The 24,438-nt window shown below is 38.3% G+C and carries 19 protein-coding genes; 12 read left to right on the top strand and 7 right to left on the bottom strand.

Annotation, left to right across the window (positions count from 1 at the left end; genetic code table 11):
• Nucleotides 1-46: 46 nt before the first annotated feature.
• From tgt to MM214_RS12780, 3 genes are read left to right on the top strand one after another with little or no spacing between them, the layout of a single operon-like run.
• Nucleotides 47-1,177, top strand: coding sequence for a tRNA guanosine(34) transglycosylase Tgt (gene tgt / locus MM214_RS12790; RefSeq protein WP_241296023.1), 1,131 nt, complete (start codon nucleotides 47-49; stop codon nucleotides 1,175-1,177).
• Between the two features lies 1 nt (nucleotide 1,178).
• Nucleotides 1,179-2,252, top strand: a complete 1,074-nt coding sequence (locus MM214_RS12785) for an LptF/LptG family permease (protein ID WP_241296022.1) — start codon at nucleotides 1,179-1,181, stop codon at nucleotides 2,250-2,252.
• A 2-nt stretch (nucleotides 2,253-2,254) separates the two neighbouring features.
• The gene (locus MM214_RS12780) at nucleotides 2,255-3,172 is read left to right on the top strand and encodes a DMT family transporter (RefSeq protein ID WP_241296021.1); all 918 of its coding nucleotides are present in this window, start codon (nucleotides 2,255-2,257) and stop codon (nucleotides 3,170-3,172) included.
• A gap of 444 nt (nucleotides 3,173-3,616) precedes the next feature.
• Here MM214_RS12780 and MM214_RS12775 read toward each other — a convergent pair whose 3' ends face one another.
• Nucleotides 3,617-3,838: a ribbon-helix-helix domain-containing protein gene (locus tag MM214_RS12775; RefSeq protein ID WP_241296020.1), complete on the bottom strand. Its 222-nt coding sequence runs from the start codon at nucleotides 3,836-3,838 to the stop codon at nucleotides 3,617-3,619.
• An 81-nt stretch (nucleotides 3,839-3,919) separates the two neighbouring features.
• Complete coding sequence (gene ispE / locus MM214_RS12770) at nucleotides 3,920-4,726, bottom strand: 4-(cytidine 5'-diphospho)-2-C-methyl-D-erythritol kinase (protein WP_241296019.1); 807 nt, start codon at nucleotides 4,724-4,726, stop codon at nucleotides 3,920-3,922.
• A gap of 570 nt (nucleotides 4,727-5,296) precedes the next feature.
• Here ispE and ilvD point away from each other — a divergent pair.
• The 9 genes from ilvD (at nucleotide 5,297) to leuB (ending at nucleotide 16,683) form a co-directional block, all read left to right on the top strand.
• Complete coding sequence (gene ilvD, locus MM214_RS12765; protein ID WP_241296018.1) at nucleotides 5,297-6,973, top strand: dihydroxy-acid dehydratase; 1,677 nt, start codon at nucleotides 5,297-5,299, stop codon at nucleotides 6,971-6,973.
• 13 nt (nucleotides 6,974-6,986) lie between these two features.
• The gene (gene ilvB / locus MM214_RS12760) at nucleotides 6,987-8,669 is read left to right on the top strand and encodes a biosynthetic-type acetolactate synthase large subunit (RefSeq protein ID WP_241296017.1); all 1,683 of its coding nucleotides are present in this window, start codon (nucleotides 6,987-6,989) and stop codon (nucleotides 8,667-8,669) included.
• An 11-nt stretch (nucleotides 8,670-8,680) separates the two neighbouring features.
• Nucleotides 8,681-9,193, top strand: a complete 513-nt coding sequence (gene ilvN / locus MM214_RS12755; protein ID WP_241296016.1) for an acetolactate synthase small subunit — start codon at nucleotides 8,681-8,683, stop codon at nucleotides 9,191-9,193.
• Between the two features lie 12 nt (nucleotides 9,194-9,205).
• On the top strand, nucleotides 9,206-10,249 hold the full coding sequence (gene ilvC, locus MM214_RS12750; RefSeq protein WP_241296015.1) for a ketol-acid reductoisomerase: 1,044 nt from the start codon (nucleotides 9,206-9,208) through the stop codon (nucleotides 10,247-10,249).
• A gap of 4 nt (nucleotides 10,250-10,253) precedes the next feature.
• Nucleotides 10,254-11,765 carry a 2-isopropylmalate synthase gene (locus MM214_RS12745; RefSeq protein ID WP_241296014.1) on the top strand — a complete coding sequence of 504 codons (1,512 nt, stop codon included), beginning with the start codon at nucleotides 10,254-10,256 and terminating at the stop codon, nucleotides 11,763-11,765.
• Between the two features lies 1 nt (nucleotide 11,766).
• Nucleotides 11,767-13,167: a 3-isopropylmalate dehydratase large subunit gene (gene leuC / locus MM214_RS12740; protein ID WP_241296013.1), complete on the top strand. Its 1,401-nt coding sequence runs from the start codon at nucleotides 11,767-11,769 to the stop codon at nucleotides 13,165-13,167.
• Between the two features lie 17 nt (nucleotides 13,168-13,184).
• Nucleotides 13,185-13,778 (top strand): 3-isopropylmalate dehydratase small subunit, encoded by a 594-nt coding sequence (leuD, locus tag MM214_RS12735; protein WP_241296012.1) that lies wholly within the window; start codon nucleotides 13,185-13,187, stop codon nucleotides 13,776-13,778.
• Nucleotides 13,779-14,024: 246 nt separating this feature from the next.
• Nucleotides 14,025-15,653 (top strand): alpha-isopropylmalate synthase regulatory domain-containing protein, encoded by a 1,629-nt coding sequence (locus tag MM214_RS12730; RefSeq protein ID WP_241296011.1) that lies wholly within the window; start codon nucleotides 14,025-14,027, stop codon nucleotides 15,651-15,653.
• Complete coding sequence (leuB, locus tag MM214_RS12725) at nucleotides 15,622-16,683, top strand: 3-isopropylmalate dehydrogenase (RefSeq protein ID WP_241296010.1); 1,062 nt, start codon at nucleotides 15,622-15,624, stop codon at nucleotides 16,681-16,683. Before MM214_RS12730 ends, leuB begins: the two co-directional genes overlap by 32 nt.
• Before the next feature lie 46 nt (nucleotides 16,684-16,729).
• Here leuB and MM214_RS12720 read toward each other — a convergent pair whose 3' ends face one another.
• The 5 genes from MM214_RS12720 to MM214_RS12700 are packed head-to-tail and all read right to left on the bottom strand — an operon-like array spanning nucleotide 16,730 to nucleotide 24,432.
• Entirely contained in the window at nucleotides 16,730-18,292 is a 1,563-nt protein-coding gene (locus MM214_RS12720; RefSeq protein ID WP_241296009.1) for a hypothetical protein, read from the bottom strand.
• The gene (locus tag MM214_RS12715; RefSeq protein WP_241296008.1) at nucleotides 18,289-20,202 is read right to left on the bottom strand and encodes a glycosyltransferase family 2 protein; all 1,914 of its coding nucleotides are present in this window, start codon (nucleotides 20,200-20,202) and stop codon (nucleotides 18,289-18,291) included. The genes MM214_RS12720 and MM214_RS12715 overlap by 4 nt, the downstream gene beginning before the upstream one ends.
• Before the next feature lie 3 nt (nucleotides 20,203-20,205).
• Complete coding sequence (locus MM214_RS12710) at nucleotides 20,206-21,051, bottom strand: hypothetical protein (RefSeq protein ID WP_241296007.1); 846 nt, start codon at nucleotides 21,049-21,051, stop codon at nucleotides 20,206-20,208.
• Nucleotides 21,038-23,089, bottom strand: coding sequence for a cellulose biosynthesis cyclic di-GMP-binding regulatory protein BcsB (locus MM214_RS12705; RefSeq protein WP_241296006.1), 2,052 nt, complete (start codon nucleotides 23,087-23,089; stop codon nucleotides 21,038-21,040). The genes MM214_RS12710 and MM214_RS12705 overlap by 14 nt, the downstream gene beginning before the upstream one ends.
• The gene (locus MM214_RS12700) at nucleotides 23,086-24,432 is read right to left on the bottom strand and encodes a sensor histidine kinase (RefSeq protein ID WP_241296005.1); all 1,347 of its coding nucleotides are present in this window, start codon (nucleotides 24,430-24,432) and stop codon (nucleotides 23,086-23,088) included. The genes MM214_RS12705 and MM214_RS12700 overlap by 4 nt, the downstream gene beginning before the upstream one ends.
• Between the last annotated feature and the right edge of the window lie 6 nt (nucleotides 24,433-24,438).

Raw genomic sequence — 24,438 nt, 5'->3', positions numbered from 1 at the left:
GTCGGTCAAGCTCATATATTCAATTTGGAGTGTTGTACTTTAGGAAATGAAATTTATATTAACAGACACTGATCCTCAGTCAAAAGCAAGGGCAGGAATAGTAAAAACTGATCATGGGGATATAGAAACCCCGATTTTTATGCCAGTAGGGACTGCGGGTTCGGTGAAAGCCGTTCATCAGCGTGAACTTACTTATGATGTCAAGGCTCAGATCATTTTAGGAAATACCTATCACTTATACTTGAGACCTGGTTTGGATGTACTAGAAAAGGCAGGAGGTTTGCACAAATTCAATGGATGGTCCAAGCCAATCTTGACAGACAGCGGAGGATATCAGGTTTTTTCATTGGCAGGTACTAGGAAAATCACGGAAGAAGGTGTGGTTTTCAAATCGCATATTGATGGATCGAAGCATGTTTTTTCTCCAGAGGGGGTGATGGACATACAGCGCACCATAGGTGCGGATATCATCATGGCATTTGATGAATGTACACCTTATCCTTGTGAATTTGGATATGCTAGAAATTCGATGGAAATGACTCACCGCTGGCTGAAGCGCTGCATAGCGCGTTTCGATCAGACAGAAGGTAAGTATGGCTATAGTCAGACCTTATTTCCGATTGTGCAGGGGTCTGTTTTCAAAGACTTGAGAAAGCAATCCGCTGAATTTATTGCCTCTTGTGAAAGAGAAGGAAATGCCATAGGTGGTCTTTCAGTAGGGGAACCTGCTGAGATGATGTATGAAATGACAGATATGGTGACGGATATCTTACCAAAAGACAAGCCTAGGTATTTGATGGGTGTAGGGACACCTGCCAATATTCTAGAAGGGATTGCACTTGGTGTAGATATGTTTGACTGCGTGATGCCAACAAGGAATGCACGGAATGGAATGCTGTTCACCTCTGAAGGAATCATAAATATCAGGAATGAAAAGTGGAAGGATGATTTCAGTCCAATAGATACGGGGATCAATTCTTATGTAAGTAGTTTCTATTCCAAAGCATATTTGAGACATTTGACGATAGCCAAAGAGATACTTGCTGCACAAATAGCGAGTATTCATAATTTGGCATTTTATCTTTGGTTGGTAGGGCAAGCTAGAGAAAAGATCAAGTCTGGAGAGTTCTCGGCATGGAAAGATCAGATGGTCAAAAAAGTTAGCACTAGATTATAACATGAAAATATTAGATAAACTCATCATTAAGGATTTTCTTAAAACCTACTTTTTTGTGGTTTTGATGCTGATTCTTATTGTCTTGGTGTTAGACTTCACGGAGAAGAATGATGCGTTTATTCGTAATAAAGTGCCAGCATCAGAGATACTGAAGTATTTGGCAAATTATGGGCTTTATCTCAATAACTTGCTTACACCTATTACTGTTTTTATCTCTGTCATATTCATTACTTCCAAAATGGCTGGAAGAACGGAGATTATAGCCATTCTTAGCTCTGGGACATCTTTTGTTAGGATGTTATTACCATTCTTTATTGGTGCCTCAATGATTGGTGCAGCTAGTTTTTTGCTCAATGGATGGGTGTTACCTGGCGCCACGTCAGGAGTAACGGAGTTCAAAACGAGGTATTTGGAAGAGACCAAATTCTATAACGAAACCAATATACATATAAAAGTTGCCCCAGATGTGTATGCATATATATCGCGGTATTATCCTTCGGGAAATATGGGGTATAGTTTCACTTTGGAGCAAGTCAGAGATGGAGAGCTTTTGGCAAAACTATCAGGGGATAGGATTGTATGGGATACCGCTATCAATTCATGGACTGTGAAAAACTGGAAACTACGGGTGCTCAACGAAAGGGGAGAGGATTACACAACAGGAGAGAGCCTTGATACATTGCTATCCATCACGCCTGCTGATTTTGATTTGCCCACCAATCACCATGAAACCTTGACGCTTCCTCAGCTAGGTCGACAGATCAGGACACTGGAAGATAGGGGGGCGGATAATGTTAACTATTATAAGATAGAAAGGTATGTGAGGTATATGTCTCCATTTGCAGCAATTATTCTCACATTCATAGGCGTAATTCTCTCTTCCAAAAAGACCAGAGGAGGTTCTGGTTTTCAGATTGCCTTAGGCTTCCTATTGGCCTTTGTGTATATCATATTATTCCTACTATCAAGAACATTTGCAGAGGCTGGGACCACATATCCTATATTTGTTATCTGGTTACCCAATCTTGTATTTGCATTTACAGGACTTTTCTTGTACAAAACAGTGCCTAGATAAAGATGAGTCAAAAAGTTATCGTCAAGGACTACTTGATGCTCCATTTTATTGTTTTGATTTGGGGTTTTACTGCAATTTTGGGACTTCTGATTACTTTGCCATCAGTAGAAATAGTATTTTACAGGACATTGATAGCAAGTGGTTTTTTGGGTTTGGTGTTTTTGGTGAAGAGGAGGAAAGTCAGACTAGCACCACAAGAGTTAGGAAAAGTAGTTGGTACGGGTTTTTTGATCAGCTTGCATTGGATTTTATTTTTTTGGGCTGCTCAAGTGTCTACTGCATCTGTATGCTTGGCAGGTATGGCGACGACTTCATTGTGGACAGCACTAGTAGAGCCAATGGTAAATAAATCCAAAGTTAAGTGGTTTGAGATTATGCTTGGGATGCTGGTGATTTCTGGCCTTTATGTAGTTTTTAGCTTTGAAGGTGGCTATTGGTTAGGTTTGACGATGGCTGTGGCTTCAGCATTGATTGCTGCGATATTTACAGTGATCAATGGTAGATTGACCAAGAGGCATTCTCCCTATGTATTGACCTTTTATGAAATGATGGGAGCTTGTATATTTTCTGTTTTATTTATGCCTATTTATGCTGTGTTCTTTACAGATGGGGTTGGTTTGCAGCTTGCGCCAGTTGGCTTGGATTGGTTATGGTTATTTGTTTTGGGAGGTGTATGTACAGTATATGCATTCTCTGTATCTGTAGAGTTGATGCGTAGACTGACTGCTTTTGCTATAAATCTGACGGTGAATCTAGAGCCGGTCTATGGAATTGTACTGGCAGTATTGATTTTTGGAGAAAAAGAAAAGATGACCCCAGGCTTTTACTTAGGTACAGTGATCATTTTGATTTCAGTGTTATTGTACCCTATTTTTAATTATTTGAGCAAGCGGAGAAGGATGAAAAGAAGTGTTTTATGATGAAAAATACCGTGAACATGGTATTGATTTCCCTTTTCTGATAAGGTAATTTTGAATTATTATCTATGATCTTAAAATTCAGCCTTATGAAAGTGATTGTTACAGAATTTCTTAAGAGTTATCTTTCTTTGATCTCTTTAAAAAGATTGATGATGTCAATCTTAATGATGTGCCTATTGCTCGCCTTTATTTGCTATTTCCATAAAATTTAGGCTTGGAATTTATTCTCATTAAATAAGATGGTTTTTGAGGGTTAAAAGAAAAAAATTAAATCTAAACAACTAGATACGTTATAACTTTCTGAGAGAATGCTCATATCTTCTATTAATTGTGATTTTTAACTTTGAATGAAAAGCTTCTCCGAATTTACAGCGTAGTATTATCTCTTAAAGTTGTCAGGGCTATTTGTAATACTTCTTTTGAGATTTCACCTTGTTTCATCTTCTATATGCTTGAAATATTCCGCCATACCTTCCTCTGCCAAATTGACCATGTCCTTGTCTTGGCTTGACTATATGATTTTACATACGCCGCTCTTTTGAGATGCTCAAGATATAATCTTAAGGCTTTTTCAATAAGCTTGTTTTTAGGAATATCTAATTTCTTGGCATGCTCGTCGAGCATTTCCAATAAGTCATTTGGAAGTGAGCTAGTGAAAGTTGTCATATTTTTACTTTCGAAGTATAAATACAAAACATATTTATGAAATTTAAATATGAATCTGTCGTGATTGACTTATGAACTTTACTACATCACCCCCTCAAATACAAAATATCCCTGTTCCCATATTCCTTTGTCCACCTTCTCATCAAAAAGGCCAAACACTGTCGATCCTGATCCCGACATTGCAGCGTAGAAAGCACCCATTTCATAGAGTTTACTTTTGATAGCTGCAATCTCTGGGTATTTAGGGAAGACGCTTGCTTCAAAATCATTGACCAATTCATCCTTCCATCTAGACCTATCAGTTAGTACTTCGCTTAGATTGACCTTAGGGGCTTGTGGGATTACACCAGTATACGCTTCTTTTGTCCCAATGTGGATGTTTGGGTTGATTAGTAGAAGGTGTTTACCTTTAAGGTCAATGTTGACAGGCTCCAAAATCTCACCTCTTCCTTTAGCGATCTTAGGAGTGTTTTCTACAAAAAATGGGCAATCACTACCAAGCTGTGCTGCATAGTCTTCCAAAAACCAATCTTCGAGCAAGAGATCAAAAAGATTATTCATCATACTCAATGCAAAAGCAGCATCTGCAGAACCTCCTCCCAGTCCAGCACCCATGGGGATATTTTTGTGAAGATGAATATTTACATGCGGTAGTTCGTTGAAGACTTTGCGAAGTAGCTTTAGTGCTTTGAGAATAAGATTGTCTTTATCTGAACCTGGAATCGAAAGTCCACTACAATTAAAAACTGTTTTTTTATCGATGACCATTTCCAATGCATCATGCAATGGAATGGGAATCATACAAGTTTCAATTTCATGATAGCCATCCTTTCTTTTGGATGTAATATGGAGACCAAGATTGATTTTTGCGTTTGGGAATGATATCATGATTCGAAATTAAAAATTTCAGATCAAATCTTCATGATTTTGAAAAATACATTTGTTTTTTAGGGTCAAACAGAATAATGTGCCGATTTTGGGTATTTCTTCTTTTTAAAAAAAATAGGGTTTTATTGCATGCAAAATCTTTAGTGATTTTTTTTCTTATAAAAAAATCAGAAAAAATGGCTATTTCTTATCATTTAAGTAAATTGATATTTTATTTCAAAAATTTAAAATAAATCCACGTTTGAAAAAATAATGTATTTCTTTATTCTCATTAATGTTTATTAAATTTTTTAAAAATAATTAAATACATACTGAAAAAATTGTTAGTGAGTAAAAAATAGAATTTAAATATTGTAAGTGTGGAAAATGCACTTTAATATTGTACCGTTGATTGAAAATAAAACAAAACCACATGACACGTCTAGTCAGCTTTATTGGATTCCTTATTCTCATTATTGGAAAGCAATGAGGCGCTAGACTATATCATTAAAACAACCATATAAATCTAGGTGCCTCATCCAAGTGGGGCACTTTTTTTTATACAAGCAAATTAATAAACCTATTGATACCATGAGTTTGAAAAAATATAGTTGGGAAATCAGTCAAAACGAAGAGCATCCAGCAGGTAAAGCCATGCTTTATGCCACTGGATTGACGGATAAAAAGATGAACCAGCCCTTTGTAGGGGTAGCGAGTTGTGGATATGAAAGTAATCCATGCAACATGCACCTCAACGACTTCGCCGGTCTGATCAAAGCTTCTTCTCAAGAGCATGATCTGACCGGTTTGGTTTTTAATACCATTGGTATTTCTGATGGAACAAGTATGGGTACATTAGGGATGAGGTATTCATTGGTTTCCCGAGAAATCATAGCTGATTCTATTGAATCTTTTATTATAGGTCACTCCTTTGACGGATGTGTAGCAGTGGCTGGTTGTGACAAGAATATGCCTGGAGCTGTCATGGGCATGACACGTACCAATAGACCATCTATCATGGTCTATGGAGGGACGATTGCATCAGGTAATTATAAAGGTGAAAAACTAAATATAGTATCTGCTTTTGAAGCATTTGGCAAGCGTGTGAATGGAAGTATATCTGATGAGGATTATGATGGTGTAATCAGAAATGCTTGCCCTGGAAAGGGTGCCTGTGGAGGGATGTATACAGCTAACACCATGTCTTCAGCAATTGAAGCCATGGGGATGTCATTGCCTTACTCAGCTTCTTATCCAGCCAATTCTCCAGAAAAATTGAGAGAGTGTAGAGAAGTAAATAAGTACATGAAGATTCTTCTAGAGAAGGATATCAAACCAACAGATATCATCACTAGAAAAAGTATAGAAAATGCAGTAACAGTGACCATAGCCCTTGGCGGTAGTACGAATGCTGTGATGCATATCATCGCTATAGCACGCACAGCGGGAGTGGATTTTACGATAGAGGATTTCAAAAAGATCAATGCCAAGACACCAATGATTGGTGATTTTAAGCCGTCTGGGAAGTTTATGATGGAGGACTTGCATGAGCAAGGTGGTCTTCCTGCTTTTATGAAATATATGCTTATGAATGGTTATCTGCACGGAGATTGTCTCACAGTGACAGGAAAAACATTGGAAGAAAATCTTGAGAATATAGATCCAATCAGTCCTTCCTTAGTCAATGTGATTCATCCACTAGAGCAGCCTATCAAAGCAACTGGCCACTTATGTATCCTAGATGGTAACTTAGCTCCAGAAGGTGCTGTTGCCAAAATAACGGGTAAAGAGGGGAACGCTTTTACCGGACCTGCGCAAGTCTTCGATTCGGAACTAGAAGCAAATGAAGCTATCCGAGATCATAAAGTGAATCGAGGCTCTGTCATTGTCATCAGGAATATCGGGCCTAAAGGTGGGCCAGGAATGCCAGAGATGTTGAAGCCAACGTCTATGATCATTGGTGCAGGACTTGGATCAGATGTAGCATTGATCACAGATGGAAGATTTTCAGGAGGTACCCATGGGTTTGTAGTGGGGCATGTCACTCCTGAGGCTTACCTAGGAGGGCCTATTGGACTTTTGAAAGATGGAGATATGGTGACCATAGATGCCGATAACTTAAAATTAACCTGTGATGTGTCAGAGGAAGAGTTTGAGGAAAGGAAAAAAGTCTGGAAGAGAAAAGATTTGAGTGACCTACAAGGCACCTTGAAAAAGTACAATAAACTCGTTTCAACCGCATCAGAAGGTTGTGTAACTGATAAATAAAACCCAGCAACAAATGATAAGAGGAGCAGATATCGTAGTGAAATCATTGATTTCCGAAAACGTACAGCATATTTTTGGCTACCCTGGGGGTGCAATTATGCCAGTGTATGATGCGCTGTATGATTATCATGATCAGATCAAGCATATTTTGACACGACATGAGCAAGGCGCAATACACGCAGCTCAAGGTTATGCAAGAGTATCTGGTAAAGTGGGCGTAGCCTTAGCTACCTCAGGACCGGGAGCTACCAACCTTATCACAGGACTTGCAGACGCCATGATCGATAGTACCCCATTGGTTTGTATCACAGGTCAGGTAGCAGCGCATCTGCTAGGTTCAGATGCTTTTCAAGAAACTGACGTAGTAGGTATCTCTATGCCTGTTACCAAATGGAACATTCAGGTAAGAAGAGCCGAAGACATTGCGCCTGCTATTGCTAAGGGATTCCACATCGCTAGGTCAGGAAGGCCAGGGCCAGTTTTGATTGACATTACCAAAAATGCGCAAGTAGAATCAGGTGCTTTCAATTATGTCCCATGTTTAAGCATTCGCTCCTATAGACCCAATATTCCTGTAGAAGCTAAAGCTATCAAAGCAGCTGCTGAATTGATCAATCAAGCCGAAAGGCCTTACGTGTTGTTTGGTCAAGGGGTGATTATAGGGAAAGCAGAGCAAGAGTTCAAGGCATTTTTAGATAAAACAGGTATTCCTGCCGCTTCTACACTTTTGGGCTCAGGAGCACTTTCCGAAGATCATCCATCATTCGTTGGGAAGCTCGGTATGCATGGTAATTATGCACCAAATCTCTTGACTAATAAATGTGATGTCTTGATTGCAATAGGTATGAGATTCGATGATAGGGTGACCGGAGACTTGAGCAGATATGCCAAGCAGGCTAAAGTCATTCATTTAGAACTAGACCCTGCTGAGGTCAATAAGAATGTGAAATGTGAAGTAGCAGTCTTAGGAGATTGCAAAGAAAGTCTTGCTATGCTGACTGCTGAAGTGAATTCTAAAACCCATGAAGGATGGATGGAGAAGTTTCGTGAATTGGAATTGTTAGAAAAGGAATCGGTAATCAACCATGATCTGTCACCTACCAAAACGGGCTTGACCATGGGAGAGGTGATCAGGTATGTCAATCAATACAAGGCAGACGATGCTGTGTTAGTTACTGATGTTGGACAACATCAGATGATTGCTTGGAGATACTTCAATTTCAAGACTAGTAAAACTCAAGTTACTTCAGGGGGGTTAGGAACTATGGGCTTCGCTCTTCCAGCAGCTCTTGGTGCACAGATGGCAGATTATAGCAGGCAGGTAATATGTGTTGTGGGTGATGGAGGTATCCAAATGACTATTCAAGAATTGGGTACGATCATGCAGACAAAGGCACCAGTTAAGGTTGTATTATTGAATAATAATTTCTTAGGCATGGTACGTCAATGGCAGCAGATGTTTTTTGACAGAAGGTATTCATTCACTGAGTTGGACAATCCTGATTTTATCAAATTAGCCGAGGCTTACAATATAAAAGCTACAAAGGTCGCTGAAAGAGAAGACTTAAGTGACGCAGTAGCAGACATGTTGACCCATGATGGGCCGTATTTCCTTGAAGTCGTCGTAGAGAAGGAAGACAATGTGTTCCCAATGATCGCTACAGGAAGTTCAGTAGAAGAAGTGAGGCTCAGTTAAATCCTAAAATTATGAATAGATATACCATATTAATCTATACAGAAAATTTCATCGGGATCTTGAATAGGATCACCATCATCTTTACCAGAAGAGGGATCAATATCGACGCGCTTACGGCGTCAGAGAGTAGACTTGATGGGATTCACAAGATTACGATAGAGTGTACTGTGACACAAGATCAGATTGTTCATTTGGTACAACAAATCGAAAAAATAACAGACGTAATCAAGGCTTACTATTTTGAGGACACGCAAGTAGTGTACCAAGAGATAGCTTTGTATAAGCTTCCTATAGATAGCCTTGATGCAAGCCTTGAAAAAGTAATCAGAAGATTCAATGCTCACATCATTGCAGCGGAGAAGGAGTTTGTTGTGGTCGAGTTTACAGGCCACAAAGAAGATACACAAGCACTTTTGGAAACACTAAAGCCTTATGGACTTTTGGAGTTTTCTAGGTCAGGTCGCGTGGCCATTGCAAAGCCTAGATTCTCCGTATCGGAATATTTAAATCATCAAACCTTATAAAAACCAAAAACTATGAAACTGAAATTTGGATCAGTAGAGGAAAATGTAGTAACCAGGGAAGAGTTCCCATTGGAAAAAGCTAGAGAAGTATTAAAGGACGAAGTGATCGCTGTACTAGGGTATGGTGTACAGGGTCCAGGTCAAGCTTTGAACTTAAAGGATAATGGCTTCAATGTAATCGTAGGTCAAAGAAAAAATTCTAAAACTTGGGATAAAGCAGTAGCAGATGGTTGGGTTCCAGGTGAGACTTTGTTTGACTTAGAAGAAGCTTGTGAAAGAGGAACTATCATACAGTTTTTACTTTCTGATGCTGGACAGATTGCTTTGTGGCCAATGGTGAAAAAGCATTTGACTCCAGGTAAGGCCTTGTATTTCTCTCACGGATTTGGGGTGACTTACAAAGAAAAAACAGGGATCGTTCCACCCTCAGATGTCGACGTGATATTGGTAGCACCAAAAGGATCAGGTACTTCATTGAGAAGAATGTTTGTAGAAGGTAGAGGATTGAACTCTTCCTATGCAATTTTCCAAGACGGAACTGGAAAAGCCAAAGATCGAGTAGTTGCACTAGGGATTGGTGTAGGTTCTGGATACCTATTTGAGACAGATTTCTACAGAGAAGTGACTTCTGATTTGACAGGAGAAAGAGGTACTTTGATGGGTGCTATCCAAGGAATATTTGCAGCTCAATATGAAGTGTTGAGAGCTAATGGTCACACCCCTTCTGAAGCATTCAATGAGACAGTTGAGGAATTGACACAATCCTTGATGCCTTTAGTAGCTGAAAATGGTATGGATTGGATGTATGCCAATTGTTCTACAACAGCTCAAAGAGGTGCATTAGACTGGTGGAAGCCATTTAGAGATGCTACTAAGCCGGTTTTTGAGCAATTGTACGATTCAGTAAAAACAGGTAAAGAAGCACAAAAGTCAATTGACTCTAACAGTAAAGAAGATTATAGGGAAAAGCTAGAAGAGGAATTGAAGGAGTTGAGAGATTCAGAAATGTGGCAAGCAGGAGCAGTCGTCAGAAAATTGAGACCAGAAAATAATTAAAGATATGAGTGATAAGCTATGGATATTCGATACCACCCTTCGTGATGGGGAGCAGGTGCCGGGATGTCAGTTGAATTCCCGAGAAAAAATTGTGGTCGCTAAGGCATTAGAAGAGCTAGGAGTAGATATCATTGAGGCAGGATTTCCAATTTCCAGCCCAGGGGATTTCAACTCCGTAGTGGAGATCTCCAAAGCAGTATCCAACCCAATCATCTGTGCCCTTTCCAGAGCTGTGGAAAAGGATATAGAAGTAGCTGCTGAAGCGCTCAAATATGCCAAGAAAGGTAGGATTCACACCGGCATCGGTGTGTCTCCTTATCATATTCAGTACAAGCTTAGGTCTACTCCAGAAGAAATCATCGAAAGGGCAGTTCGTGCTGTCAAATTTGCCAAGAGATTTGTAGAGGATGTGGAGTTCTATGCAGAGGATGCCGGTAGGGCAGAGAAAGACTTTTTAGCTCGTATCATCGAGCAGGCAATCAAAGCAGGAGCTACAGTAGTAAACATCCCTGATACTACAGGCTACACGCTTCCAGAGCAATATGGAGCTATTATCAGGCATTTGAAAGAAAACGTTTCAAACATTGATAAGGCGATCATTGCTACCCATTGTCACAATGACCTTGGTATGGCAACTGCCAATACCATCTCCGGTGTGCAAAATGGTGCACGCCAAGTAGAAGTGACCATAAATGGTATAGGTGAACGTGCAGGCAATACTTCTATGGAGGAAGTTGTAATGGCTATCAAGTGCCATCATGATATTCCTGTAGAAACTAATATCGTCACACCAAAAATCTATGAAACCAGCAGATTGATTTCCAAACTGATGAACATGCCTGTGCAACCAAACAAGGCAATCGTCGGTAGAAATGCATTTGCTCACTCTTCAGGAATTCACCAAGACGGTGTATTGAAACATAGAGAGAATTATGAAATCATCGATCCAAAGGATGTAGGCGTTCATGAATCTTCAATTGTTCTCACTGCAAGAAGTGGAAGAGCTGCCTTGAAGCACCATCTGGATAATCTTGGAGTTGTATTAGAAGGAGAAGCTTTAAGAGAGGTTTATGAGGAGTTTTTGATTCTGGCAGACTCCAAAAGAGATATTAGTCCGAAGGACTTGTTGACTCTAGTAGGTAAATACATTGATGATTCTACCTTGATCGAATTAGACAAAGTGTCTTATCAATCAAATGGAGAAATACAAGCAGAAGTGACCCTCAAAGTGGGAGGTGAGATCAAAAAAGAAACGTCCTCTGGAAATGGTCCAGTGGATGCTGTTTTGAAATCAATTGAAAAGATTGTAAAACCAGATATTGAATTAGAGGAATTTTTGATCCAAGCCATCACAGCTGGAAGTGATGACGTGGCCAAAGTTCACATGCGAATCATGCAAGGTAAAGTGCCTTACTACGGATTTGCATCCAATACAGACATTGTTTTGGCATCTGCGCAAGCCTTTGTCGATGCACTAAATAAAATACCAGTCAAAAATAAAGTGACAGTAGCCTAAGATGGAAAAGAAAACATTATTTGATAAAGTTTGGGATGCACACGTGATAAAGTCTGTGCAAGATGGACCAGATGTATTTTTCATAGATAAGCATTTTATCCATGAAGTGACTAGCCCTGTGGCATTTCTAAATTTGGAGAAGCGTGGAATTGGGGTGATGTTTCCAGAGAGGACAGTTGCGACTCCGGATCACAACGTCCCTACCATAGATCAAGATAAGACGATCAAGGACAAGCTTTCGAGAATGCAGGTAGAAAAGCTCCGTGAAAACTGTAAAAATCATGGCATTGATTTGCATGACCTAGGATCAGCACATCATGGTATCGTTCACGTGATCGGTCCAGAGCTTGGAATTACACAGCCAGGTATGACCATAGTTTGTGGTGATAGTCATACTTCTACGCATGGTGCATTTGGAGCCATAGCTTTTGGTATCGGTACCTCAGAGGTAGAGATGGTGTTCGCAACCCAATGTATCATGCAGAGCAAACCAAAGAAAATGAGAATCACTGTAGAGGGTACTTTGGGGAAGGGCGTTACTTCAAAGGATATCATTCTCTATATTATCTCTAAGATTTCTGCTGCTGGTGCTACGGGTTACTTTGTGGAATATGCTGGCTCGGCAATTCAAAGCTTAAGTATGGAAGCAAGGATGACCATCTGCAACATGAGTATAGAAATGGGTGCTAGAGGCGGACTGATTGCTCCTGATGAAACTACATTCGAATACCTAAAAGGAAAGCAGTATGCCCCTATAGGTGCTGACTGGGAAAAGGCTGTAAGTGAATGGAAAGAACTCAAGACCGATGAAGGAGCTACTTTTGATATGGAGTACAATTTCGAAGCTGAGGACATAGAACCTATGATCACTTATGGTACAAATCCAGGGATGGGGATCAAAGTAGTAGGTAACATTCCTACTACTGATGGTATGGAAGGCAGCAATAAGAAAACTTACCTCAAGTCTCTGGACTATATGGGATTTGCACCAGGAGAAGCTATTAAGGGTAAAAAAGTGGACTATGTTTTTGTAGGAAGCTGTACCAACGGTAGAATTGAAGATATACGAGCAGTAGCAGATTTTGTAAAAGGAAAGAAAAAAGCAGATAACATCACGGCTTGGATTGTACCAGGTTCTAGAGAAGTAGAAAAATTGGCTCATGAGGAAGGATTAGTAAAAATCTTGGAGGAAGCTGGCTTTGAATTGAGACAGCCTGGCTGCTCTGCTTGCCTTGCAATGAATGATGACAAGATACCTGCGGGCAAATATGCAGTTTCTACTTCCAACAGGAATTTTGAAGGCCGTCAAGGACCTGGTGCTCGCACCATGTTGGCTAGTCCACTCACAGTAGCTGCTGTGGCTGTGACAGGTGAAATATGTGATCCAAGAGAAGTGTTTTAATCAAGATTTAGAAAATTATGGCTTACGATAAATTTAATGTATTGACTTCTACAGTAGTCCCTCTTCCTACAGAAAATGTGGACACTGATCAAATTATACCTGCAAGATTCTTGAAGGCTACTGAGAGAGAAGGTTTTGGAGATAATTTGTTCAGAGACTGGAGATATGATGTAGAAGGTAATCCAAAAAAGGACTTTGTACTCAATGATCCGACATACTCAGGTAAAATCTTGATCGCTGGGAAAAACTTTGGCTCAGGATCCAGTAGAGAGCATGCAGTATGGGCAATCTATGATTATGGTTTCAGGTGTGTAGTATCCAGTTTCTTTGCTGATATTTTCAAAAATAATTGTTTGAATATCGGGGTGCTGCCTGTTACAGTTTCGGCTGAGTTTGCAGAAGTAATATTCTCAGCGGTAGAGGCTGATCCGAGTACAGAAGTAGAAGTAGATATAGACAAGCAGACAATTACTTTACTCAGCACAGGTCAATCGGAATCTTTTGATATCAATGCTTACAAAAAAGAGAATATGAAAAATGGCTTTGATGATATTGATTACCTATTGAATTTAAGAGAGGAAATAGTAGAGTTTGAGAAAGCGAGAAGGTGAAAAAGAGGAAGGTAGAAGGATGAAGGATGAAGGATGAAGGATGAAGAGGTTGAGTCTATTGGAGACAGTGAATATAAGTGTTAATTAATTAACTGGTGATGGTGGCTAGATGTGGGGCCTGAGCTTTGGAAGTTCATTAATAAAAGAGCTAACATCAGTCAAATCAATACATCTGTAACCGAAATTTCATCCTTCAATACTAAACCTTCAACCTTTCAAAATCTACACTCAACAATTTAAGATATTATGGGAAACCAGAGAAAAATAGAAATCATGGATACAACCTTGAGGGATGGGGAACAGACCTCAGGGGTATCTTTTCTACCTTCAGAAAAACTTCAGATAGCTAAGTTGCTATTGGAAGAACTCAAGGTGGATAGAATTGAAGTGGCTTCTGCTCGCGTGTCCCAAGGAGAGATGGAGGGTGTTCAGAAGATTACCCAATGGGCAGGAGAGAGAGGGTATCTTCAGAAAGTCGAAGTGCTTGGGTTCGTCGACACGCCAGCGTCCGTTGATTGGCTAGTGGAGGCAGGTGCCAAAGTGATGAATTTGCTTACAAAAGGTTCACTCAATCACTTAGTGCATCAATTGAAGAAGACTCCGGAGCAACATTTTGAAGATATTCAAAAAGCAGTAGATTATGCAAGGTCTCGGGATATCACGGTCAATGTGTACCTTGAGGATTGGAGTAATGGGATGAGAAATTCCATAGATTATACTTTATCACTAATTACTTTTTTGAATAAAATCGAGGTAAGCAGAATCATGTTGCCAGATACATTGGGGCTTTTAAATCCAAAAGAAACCTCCCAATTTATCCAGATGATTACTTCGAAGTTCCCAGATTGTCATTTTGATTTTCACGCTCACAATGATTATGATCTTTCTGTGGCCAATGTGTTGGAGGCCATCAATAGTGGGATTTCTGGGATTCATACCACAGTCAACGGACTTGGTGAAAGAGCTGGTAATGCTCCTCTTGAATCTGTTACGGCCATCATCAAGGATTTTACAGATTTTGAAATTGGGCTTAATGAACACAAAATTTATAGAGTCAGCAAGCTTGTGGAGCAGTTTTCAGGTCAACATATCCCTGCGAACAAACCAGTAGTTGGTGAAAATGTCTTTACCCAAACTGCTGGTATTCATGCTGATGGCGATAATAAAAAGAATCTTTATTTCAATGATTTACTGCCAGAGCGATTTGGGAGGGAGCGAAAATATGCTTTAGGAAAGACTTCTGGAAAAGCGAATATCCTAAAAAATTTGCAGGAACTTGGTATTTCACTTGAACCTGATGAGTTGACGAAAGTCACCCAAAAAATCATAGAGCTCGGTGATAAAAAAGAAAGAGTCACCACTGAGGACTTGCCATATATCATTTCCGATGTGTTGCAAAACAATTCTATCACAAAGGAAATATTTATCGAGGGCTATCATATGACTCATTCTAGAGGGTTGAAGCCGACAGTTCAATTGAAAATGAGCATCCATGGCAAGTCTTTTGAAGAGCATTCTTCAGGTGATGGGCAGTATGATGCCTTTATGAGAGCTCTTGTAAAGATATATAAATCACAAGGACTACAGCTGCCTAAATTGACTGACTATCATGTGTCTATTCCTCCCGGTGGCAAAACAGATGCTTTCGTGGAGACAGTGATCACATGGGATTATGGACGAATTTTCAAGACCAAAGGGCTTGACTCCGATCAGACTGTGGCTGCGATGATGGCCACAGAGAAAATGTTGAACATAATAGATAAAATGGACATAAATACTCCTGTAAAAGTAGATATTCAGGAGCTAAAAAATCAAAACCCCAAACAAGACAAAGAGAATTTCTATGGAAATGAATATAGCGCTACTGCCAGGTGATGGCATAGGACCTGAGGTAATAGCTCAGGCAGTAAAAGTGGTCAAAGCAGTCGGAAAGAAATTTGGCCATACAATTAATTTTGAAGAAGGAGTAGTAGGTGCTACAGCGATCGATCAGACTGGAGACCCTTATCCTGATGCTACACATGAAGTTTGCTTGAGAGCAGATGCAGTGCTATTCGGTGCGATCGGTGATCCTAAATATGACAATGATCCCAAAGCTAAAGTAAGACCAGAACAAGGACTTCTTGCTATGAGAAAGAAGCTTGGACTTTTTGCAAATGTACGACCTACATTTACCTTCCCTTCCTTGGTTCACAAATCACCTCTGAAACTTGAGAGAGTCGAGGGAGTAGACTTTGTCTTCTTTAGAGAGCTCACTGGTGGAGTTTACTTTGGTGAGCCTAGAGGGAGAAACGAGCAAGGTACCAAAGCCTTTGATACCAATGTGTATACCAAAGAAGAAATTTCAAGACTTGCAAGAATGGGTTTTGAGGCAGCTCAAAAACGTAGGAAGATTCTTACTTGTGTAGATAAAGCCAATGTACTGGCTACTTCTAGATTGTGGAGAGAGACCGTACAGGAACTAGCACCTGAATATCCAGATGTAAAAGTTGAGTACGAGTTCGTAGATGCGGTGGCTATGAGATTGATTCAATGGCCTAAAGCTTATGATGTTCTGATCACAGAAAACCTCTTTGGAGATATTTTGACTGACGAAGCTTCTGTGATTTCGGGATCTATGGGATTGATGCCTTCTGCATCTGTAGGTACAGAAAACAAACTCTTCGAACCGATTCATGGATCATATCCTCAGGCAGCTGGAAAGGATATTGCAAACCCTCTTGCTACTGTCCTTTCAGCAGCTATGATGTTTGAGTATGCTTTTGATATGAAAGAGGAAGCTCAAGCTATCTCTGATGTGGTAAACAAATCCTTAGCTGAAGGCATTGTCACCGAAGATATCGCTGAAGGTGGTAAAGCTTACAAGACTTCGGAAGTAGGAGATTGGTTGGCAGCAAACATTTAACTGAGTTTATTTTAGCCCTCCCCATTGAATAAATTGGGGAGGGTTTTTATTTATTCACTATGCTATTGGGGTTGATTTGATAGATTTCCAGAAAATCATCTTCAAATAAAAGATTCAGATCTGATTGAACTTGCAGCATTTCCAACCTTTTGAATGCAGTGGCAACTACATCATCTAAGAATAATGGGTGATTACTTTTAGTCATTACAACGTAATCTGCATACAGCTCGGGGATCTGCAAGGCTTGCTGGTAACTAGAGCTGAAGTGACCTTCCCAAATGAATTCTTTTGAAAGGGTTGTAAGTTCTGGGTAAAAAATGGCATCATCTATCAAAATACGGCCAGGAGATAATTTTTTAAATGTTTGCTCGAAATTTTGAATGCTGTTCACTCTTTTACTCTCTACTGCCTCGACCAATGATTTAGCATACAAGTTTTCATTCTCTTGGATGCTGATATTGAAATACTGCCATTGAAAATACATCCCAAGCATAGCAAAAAGGGAAACGAGAATGTAATTGAATCTGTTGAGTTTAAGAGAGTCTTTCCTAAAAAAGAGTGCCGAAGCTAAACCTGCTCCTGTCAGCATACTTAAATACTGGATGTTTAATTTTTCGATTTTGAACTCTTGAATTTCTGAAAGTAAAAACAGAATTGATAATAGCATCAGTATACTTTTGGCTTTAGCACCTCCATAATTGAAAATTTGAAAAATTGTCAATACAGAAACTGAGAAGAAGCTTATCAGGTAAAAGGGCGTATTTGAGGCGATAAATGGGCTATAAGCTTCGACATCTTTGATAAACACAAAATTTGGAGAGTAGCTGTTCCAGTTATTGCCGTAGCTTTCCAAAAAATAGAAGGTGTTCCCTGCAAAGATCTTATTCAAAATAAGAAATGTAGCTAAGCCCATCAGCGGGATAAAGCTCACTACAAAAATTGATGAAAAAAAACTGGAGAAGAATTTTCTTCTTTGTGAATCATTACTCAAAATAAGAGAAGCTCGATTATAAAAGGAGCCTGATATGCCTTTTGCTTTATGAAAGCTACTAAAAAAGAAAATAGGGATGAGTAGTAGTAAGAGCTTTAGCACTTCTAAGTTCAGAAGTATAAATACTCCTATGAGTATACTCAAAAGGGTAAGATGAAATACGGAATAGGTTTCTGTGTATTTTAATACTAAGGTGAAGAAGAGATAGTAAAATAATAAGTACAAGGCTAAACTGCCTCCTGATATTCCAGCATAAATAATAATTGGACTAAAAAAAATGTAAACAACAAGAAAATTTGGGATTTTGGGACTGTTTATGGTTTTGTACAATAGATGATTTGATAGTCCTCCAATTACCAATGCATTGAAAAAGTATGTAGAGCCCATTACTTTTGGAAATCCGAATAGAGAAGATCCCAAGTATAGTAAGAAAGGATCTGTAAAATACACAGATCTCAATATGCTTTCTTCATACAATGAAGTGACTAGTTTTTTATAGTCAATAAAGTAAGATTCTAAGTTGAAGAAACCTCTTTGTTGGAGCCAATAACTTAACACTAGGTATCCGCTACTGAGTGCGAGCCAAGAAAAGAAATATAATAGCTTTTTTGATTTCATTGTACGGGGCCTTTGGTAGCTTTAGTCAATCCATGATTAGTTTTCTCCCAATAGAATGGCTTCGTGATCAGCTGAATCAATCCCTTATAGGCAGATACAGAGTGCATCAGCCAGTAAAAGGGGTTGATCAACGAAAACAGCATCAAGCTATAAGCCTTTCTTCGAAAGACAGCAATCATGTTCACATAGATCATCATCAGATTTCCCACGACAAAATTGAACACTGAAAGAATTACCAACCAGTCTGGGAAAAACAAACGGACATTTCCCAGTATGATTTCGCTTATTTCAACATCGTTCCAAAACACCATTTTGTCCAATAAGCCAGTGTACAGGAAAAGGATGAATAGCAAAAAGACAAGAAGAACAGGATACACAAGAAAAGTGAAAAATGTACCTCCTATAAAGAATTGAAATGAAAGAAATCCCTTAAGTCCTACTTTTTTGTACAGTTTCAAAGGATTACGCATATGCACTAGAAAGGTCTGCATATAGCCTTTGATCCATCTTGATCTTTGTCTTATCCAATTGAAAAAATCATTGTTGGCTTCTTCTAGAGTAGTAGAATCCAATACAGTGACCTTGTAGGACTTGGCGTAAGCCCGGAGGCCAAGATCAGCATCTTCTGTCACATTGAATCCATCCCATCCACCTAACTCCATCAATTTGTCAAATCGGAAATGGTTGGATGTCCCTCCGAGAGGGATTGGTACATCCAGATTATCTAATCCAGGTAACATATAGTCAAACCAATATGAATACTCAAGTGTAAACAATCGAGTAAGTAAATTTTCCTTTTTATTGAAATAATTTAAAGCGCACTGTACCACCACATACTCCTCACTTATTTTTTTGAAAAGTGTATGTACCAATTTTAATTGATTATTGTCAGGGATATCTTCTGCATCGTATATAGTGAGGTATTTGCCCTTGCTAAAATATAAGCCATAGTTACAAGCTTTAGGTTTAGTTTTAGGCTGTGCATAGGGTATGATTACAGGCTCAAAAACACAGGGGAAATTCATGTTTTTTACTGCGTTATAAGTCATTTCATCGTCTGATTCTATCAAGAGTTTGATGTCCAGCTTCTCCCTTGGATAGTCCAAGTTCTTAAGGTTATAGACGAGCTTGTGTATTACTTCTGATTCCTTAAATACAGGTAGTAAAATAGTGTAAAAAGGTAGCTCTTTATCATCTATAGCTTCCAGTTCTTCAGGGTTTATCTTTCGAGCCACTTCAAATTTGGATCCATACAAAGTCAAAACAAATTTGAATGATATAGAAATCAATAGAAGCAAATTCAAGACAATATTGATCGTAATCGCTGTTCCGATAGGGAAGAAAAAGAAAAAAGATAGACCTATCATAAAGATAATTCCCAAGAAGTACAATTGAGGCTTAGTAAATGTCTCTATAGCACAACTTTCTCTGTCACTATCGTATATTCCAAACACAGCCTTGTCTAGATATTCTGCTCCATAAGTGACATGCAATGCTTTTAATACATCTAAATCTTCCGCAATTTCAAAACTATCTACTTTCTGACCTAATATAACTTCGATACGATTGATATTGATGCTGTCTGATGGATCACTTAGCACTACGTGAAGATTGTCTTCAGATTGTCGTAATGGGAATATCAATGCATCTAAAAATTGATGCAGGTTGTCTTGTACCAGTTTGTTTTTTTCAATTGGCTCTAAAGAGGCGTACTCAAATTGATAAAGTTCGATGCCAGTACTTTGGATTGTTTCTCTCCAGCTTCGTCTACTTAAGTACCCGAAGTTTAGGGCAATTTTCAAAAAACTCTGTTTTAGCTTTCTCTCAAGCTGTTCAATTTCTTCGATTTGAATAGCGTTAAGTTTAGCTTTCTCCTGAAATAGTGATTTTCTGTAGTATTCCTGCCTCATCTTCTACTTGGATTTCATTCGAATGACTGAAAATACTTGGAATCCGCTTCCTATACCTGAGTTTCTATTCAAAATATCATGAAATGTGCCTCCATAGAGAGAGAAATCGGGCGTAAATTCATAGCCGATATTCAAGGCAGCTTTTACCATGGTAAAGTCAGATACGAGCTGAAGGTTGTTTTCAAAGAATTGACTCTCATTGCTAAATGAAATTATACCATCCAGCTCACCTAACAGTACTATTTTGGAAGTGATACGTAATCCTTGCGAAGCATATACTCTTGTTTGCGATGGTCCTCCAGGGAAAAATTGCCTAAATGCTCCTTCTATCTTGTGAAAGTTATTACTTTCTCCCATCCAAGGAGAGTTCCCAGCCAAAATCAACCTTCCTTCCATCCCAAACCTTTCGAATCCAGTGTATGGAAGGTTGTTATTCTGGTAAGCAGGTACAAAAGCTGTGATTGCTCCCATGAGATAGTGGTTTTTCAATTGTCTTATATGAAATCGTCCACCAAGCTCCAGATCCCCAAGATCTACATTTTTTTGACTTTGCTGTGTGTCATCGAACTTGTTGATAAATAAGGGTATAGATCCAAAAAAATTAACCTTATAACCTTTCAAAGGTAATGAGAAGTATAAACGAGGATTATAATTGGTAAATAGTCCCTCATCTTGAAATGGAATTTTTTCACCATTTCTAGACCTAAATGAAGATGCTCTATAGTGACTTATATATGGAGAAATCAATGCTTCGCCTTTATCTTGTTGCCATGGATTTTGAGCATAGCTGTTTGCCGTTACAAACATTATCAATAGCACCATTATCCAGCCGATTTTATTTTCTTGCATCTTCAATAGATTTTTGAGCAAAACGTGATTTCTTATAGATGTAAATCAGCAACACAATGACTAAAGCTGCTAAAATGCTGATTATTAATATTCGGTATCCATGCCAGAATGATTCAAATCTGGCTTCACTTTCTAATTTTTGATTTTTGACATCTGTTTGGCTTAGATCAAAAAAGAAGTATCTCTTTGAATTGGCGATCATGACATTCCCAGTGTTGGTGAGGAATTGTTCTCTGAAGCCATCCAAAAGCTTCTCAAATGCTAGTCTATCTTTTGAAAATAAGTTGAATTTCAGTACTTTATTGCTGCCATTGTCAAGCAGCTGGACGTAATTGAGCTGCTTGTCTGGTATAAAGCCAAAGAATTTTTCTAATTCATCTGATCTATAAATTATTTTTGATTTTGAAAACTCGACATAAGGACTATCTTGTAACAAACTTTCAAAATTATTTCCAGACCTCGAAACCAAAATCAGGTTCATTTCTCCTGCATCATCTGTAATATTTTTTGTCCCAGTCACTTTAGGGAGATAAATCCCCAAAGCCTTGGTGTCACGAATATTTAGGAGACTGATGATTTTAGAAAAATGCTTGATGTCATCTAAGCTTAAATCATAATCATAGATAATTCCCACTTCTTTACCGTCAAAGTTTGAAGGAAAAGCATGAAGAGTTTCAGGGATTCTATTGTGAAATTGTAAACCAATAAATGAATTTTTAGGATTGATTTGAGCAAAAAAATCTGCTGCAGCTTCATCACACATTCCACCTTCAGGGATATAAATAAATTCAAAACCTATGTAATTGCTCGCTCCAAACTGGGCTTTTCTTGCTGCTATCGATTTTTCTAAGACTCCACTATCGTCTAATTGGTAAGTTTGAAGAAGTCTGTTATTGATAAATACATTTAAATAAGCTTTATCATTTTTACCAACAGGGGAATAATTCACAGATAGGTCTACGGATAATGTATTCAATGATGGTTTTGCTAAGAATTCAGGAATCAGGAAATTTTTTCTTACACGACCTTTTCCACTTATCACTTCTTCATCCATTCCCAACTCAGACAAGTTATATTTCTGTTTTGTGTCAAATTTATACGTTCGATCATAGGAAGTGTGCTTTTCAACGATAGAAAAGGACTCATTCAAAAGCACACTCTTTCCATAGTCTGTAAATAAGTTTTGTGTCAAAATGTCCAAATCACCTGAATTTTTACTGGTTACTATTAGGTTGTTGAGATAGATAGTCTGATTTCTCAATGAATCCATATATTCGAATGAATAGATAGCTATTGGATTGGAATCTAATTCTTTTGATGTGGCAAATGAAGCAGGCAAGCTCTTCTTAACAAGTGAAGATTCTCCAACAATCAATGCATGGTGGAAATCTAAGGGATCAGCATCTTCTAAAAATTTCAAGGATAGATTTTTGCCTTGATTGTGAAGAAAGAAGAAATGTAAATGAGAAACTGCGCTTGCATAGGATTCTAAATTGGCTTTTGGAATCAAGATCGTTTGCACGCTTGGAAGAAACTCCGCAATGTTCCATTCTTTTTTTACTGTAGCTGGCTCCAAAGTTCTATCCAAAAAATAAGAATTATCTGATACTCTAAGCCAGATACTTTTCTGGTCTATGTCCATACAATCTTCATTCTCATACCATAAAGAAGGTTCTATGGCTAGTTTTAAAAAGCCTGATCCATTTGCTCTTTTTTGTAAAGGCACAAATACCTTAAGTGTGTCAGCTTGTTCACCAAGATTGAGAGACATTACTGGGGTATCATCTAGCTTGATATTTATTTGACTTTTTTCTTTCTGTATCAGTGGAGATACCATGATCTCCAAGTAAAAACCACTTTGGCTAAAGTCTCGAAGAGGATCATCTGCAATGTAGAATACAGCTCCACTTTTTTTGCCAAATGAAATGGTGTTTTTTGGGTAACCAAATTCCGTAAATGGTCGCTTAATGGTATCTTTTGCTATGACAAATAATTGGCAATTGAAAAAAAGCACGAGTATTAAAAGTGATAGCCTCATAGTTCAGAATTTTCGATGGATTTAAATTCTAATTTGAAAGTCACGCCTCCATTAAGTTGAGTCTGATATTTGAAATATCCACCTAGTTTTTCGGTCATGCTTTTGGCGATTTGTAATCCTAATCCTACGGGCTTGTCAAAGCTTGAAGTGAATTCAAAATTCTCAATAGGCTTGAAAATATTATTTAATTTGTCTGGACTGATTTGTGTGGCAGGAGCCTCAATCTCGATCTTCAAATAAGAATCAATAGCTACAAAAGTTACATATATTTTACTTTGCTCATTAGACCAATTGATGAGGTAGTTTAAGATGTTTTCCAATATATTATTGACTACCAAAAAATCGGCTTCTATATAATTTCTAGGATCTTTTTCAGGGAGAACCAGTTCGATAGCTTTCTTTTCTAGCTTTGCCTTGATTTCGTTTCTTGTTTTTTTGAATGAAGCAAAAATGTTCACAGGCTCCATTTTTAGGTTCAATGACGATTTTGACTTTTGTTCATTTTTACTGTAAAGATTATCTGCATACTTAAGAAGATCAGTACTGACATCTCTCAATAGCTCAATGTAAATTTTGTCTTCTTCCGCTTCTTGTCCATCAATCAATTGGGACAAGCCGATGATGTTACTGATTTTATTTTTGAGGTCATGTCGAAGTATCTTCTCTTTTTCTCTGTCAATTTTATTGAGTTGATTTAGCTCTTCCATTTGGATTTGAAGCTCAGTAAGTTTTGTGCTGAGGTTATTGATCGTATTTTGTTTTTTTAGATCACGATCTATATTTAGCATGTAGTTTCTTTTTCTAGCATCTGGAATGAATGCTGTCAAGAAAACAAAAGTGAAAAACACATATCCTCCTAATGATAAAATTTCCCAAACATGTACGAAGTGATCTAACCAGTGGAAAAGTAAAAAAATTAGTATTACTATAAGAACTTCAATTATTGAAAAATTGGAATTCCATAGCATTAAATAATTGCTCACGCTGATGACGATGGTAAGGATAGCAAAGTATAGGGTAACTACATAGCCACTCTCAATGTGAATAATTGAAAAGCAATAGGTAGCAAATAATGATATGTATATCAGTACAAGGGCATTTGGCTTAGTAGAATGTTTCTTCAAACCATAGTAGATAAAAAAGCCTACGGAAATAATTATCGATTTGAACAAGAATGTAGTCTGCCAAGTGGATTTCAATAAGAAGAATTCAAGAATATATAAGCCCAAAAACACACTTGTGATACCCCAGTAAACATAATTTCCAGCGTTCCAGGATTTTTTGTTGAAGTGATTTTTGAGTTCTATTTGAATTTGATTTGTAGGATGAAGGGTGACTTCCATATTTTT

The organism is Belliella kenyensis, from assembly GCF_022549675.1.
GTDB classification, from domain to species: Bacteria; Bacteroidota; Bacteroidia; order Cytophagales; family Cyclobacteriaceae; genus Belliella; species Belliella kenyensis.
This window is presented reverse-complemented; position numbering and strand designations above follow the sequence as displayed.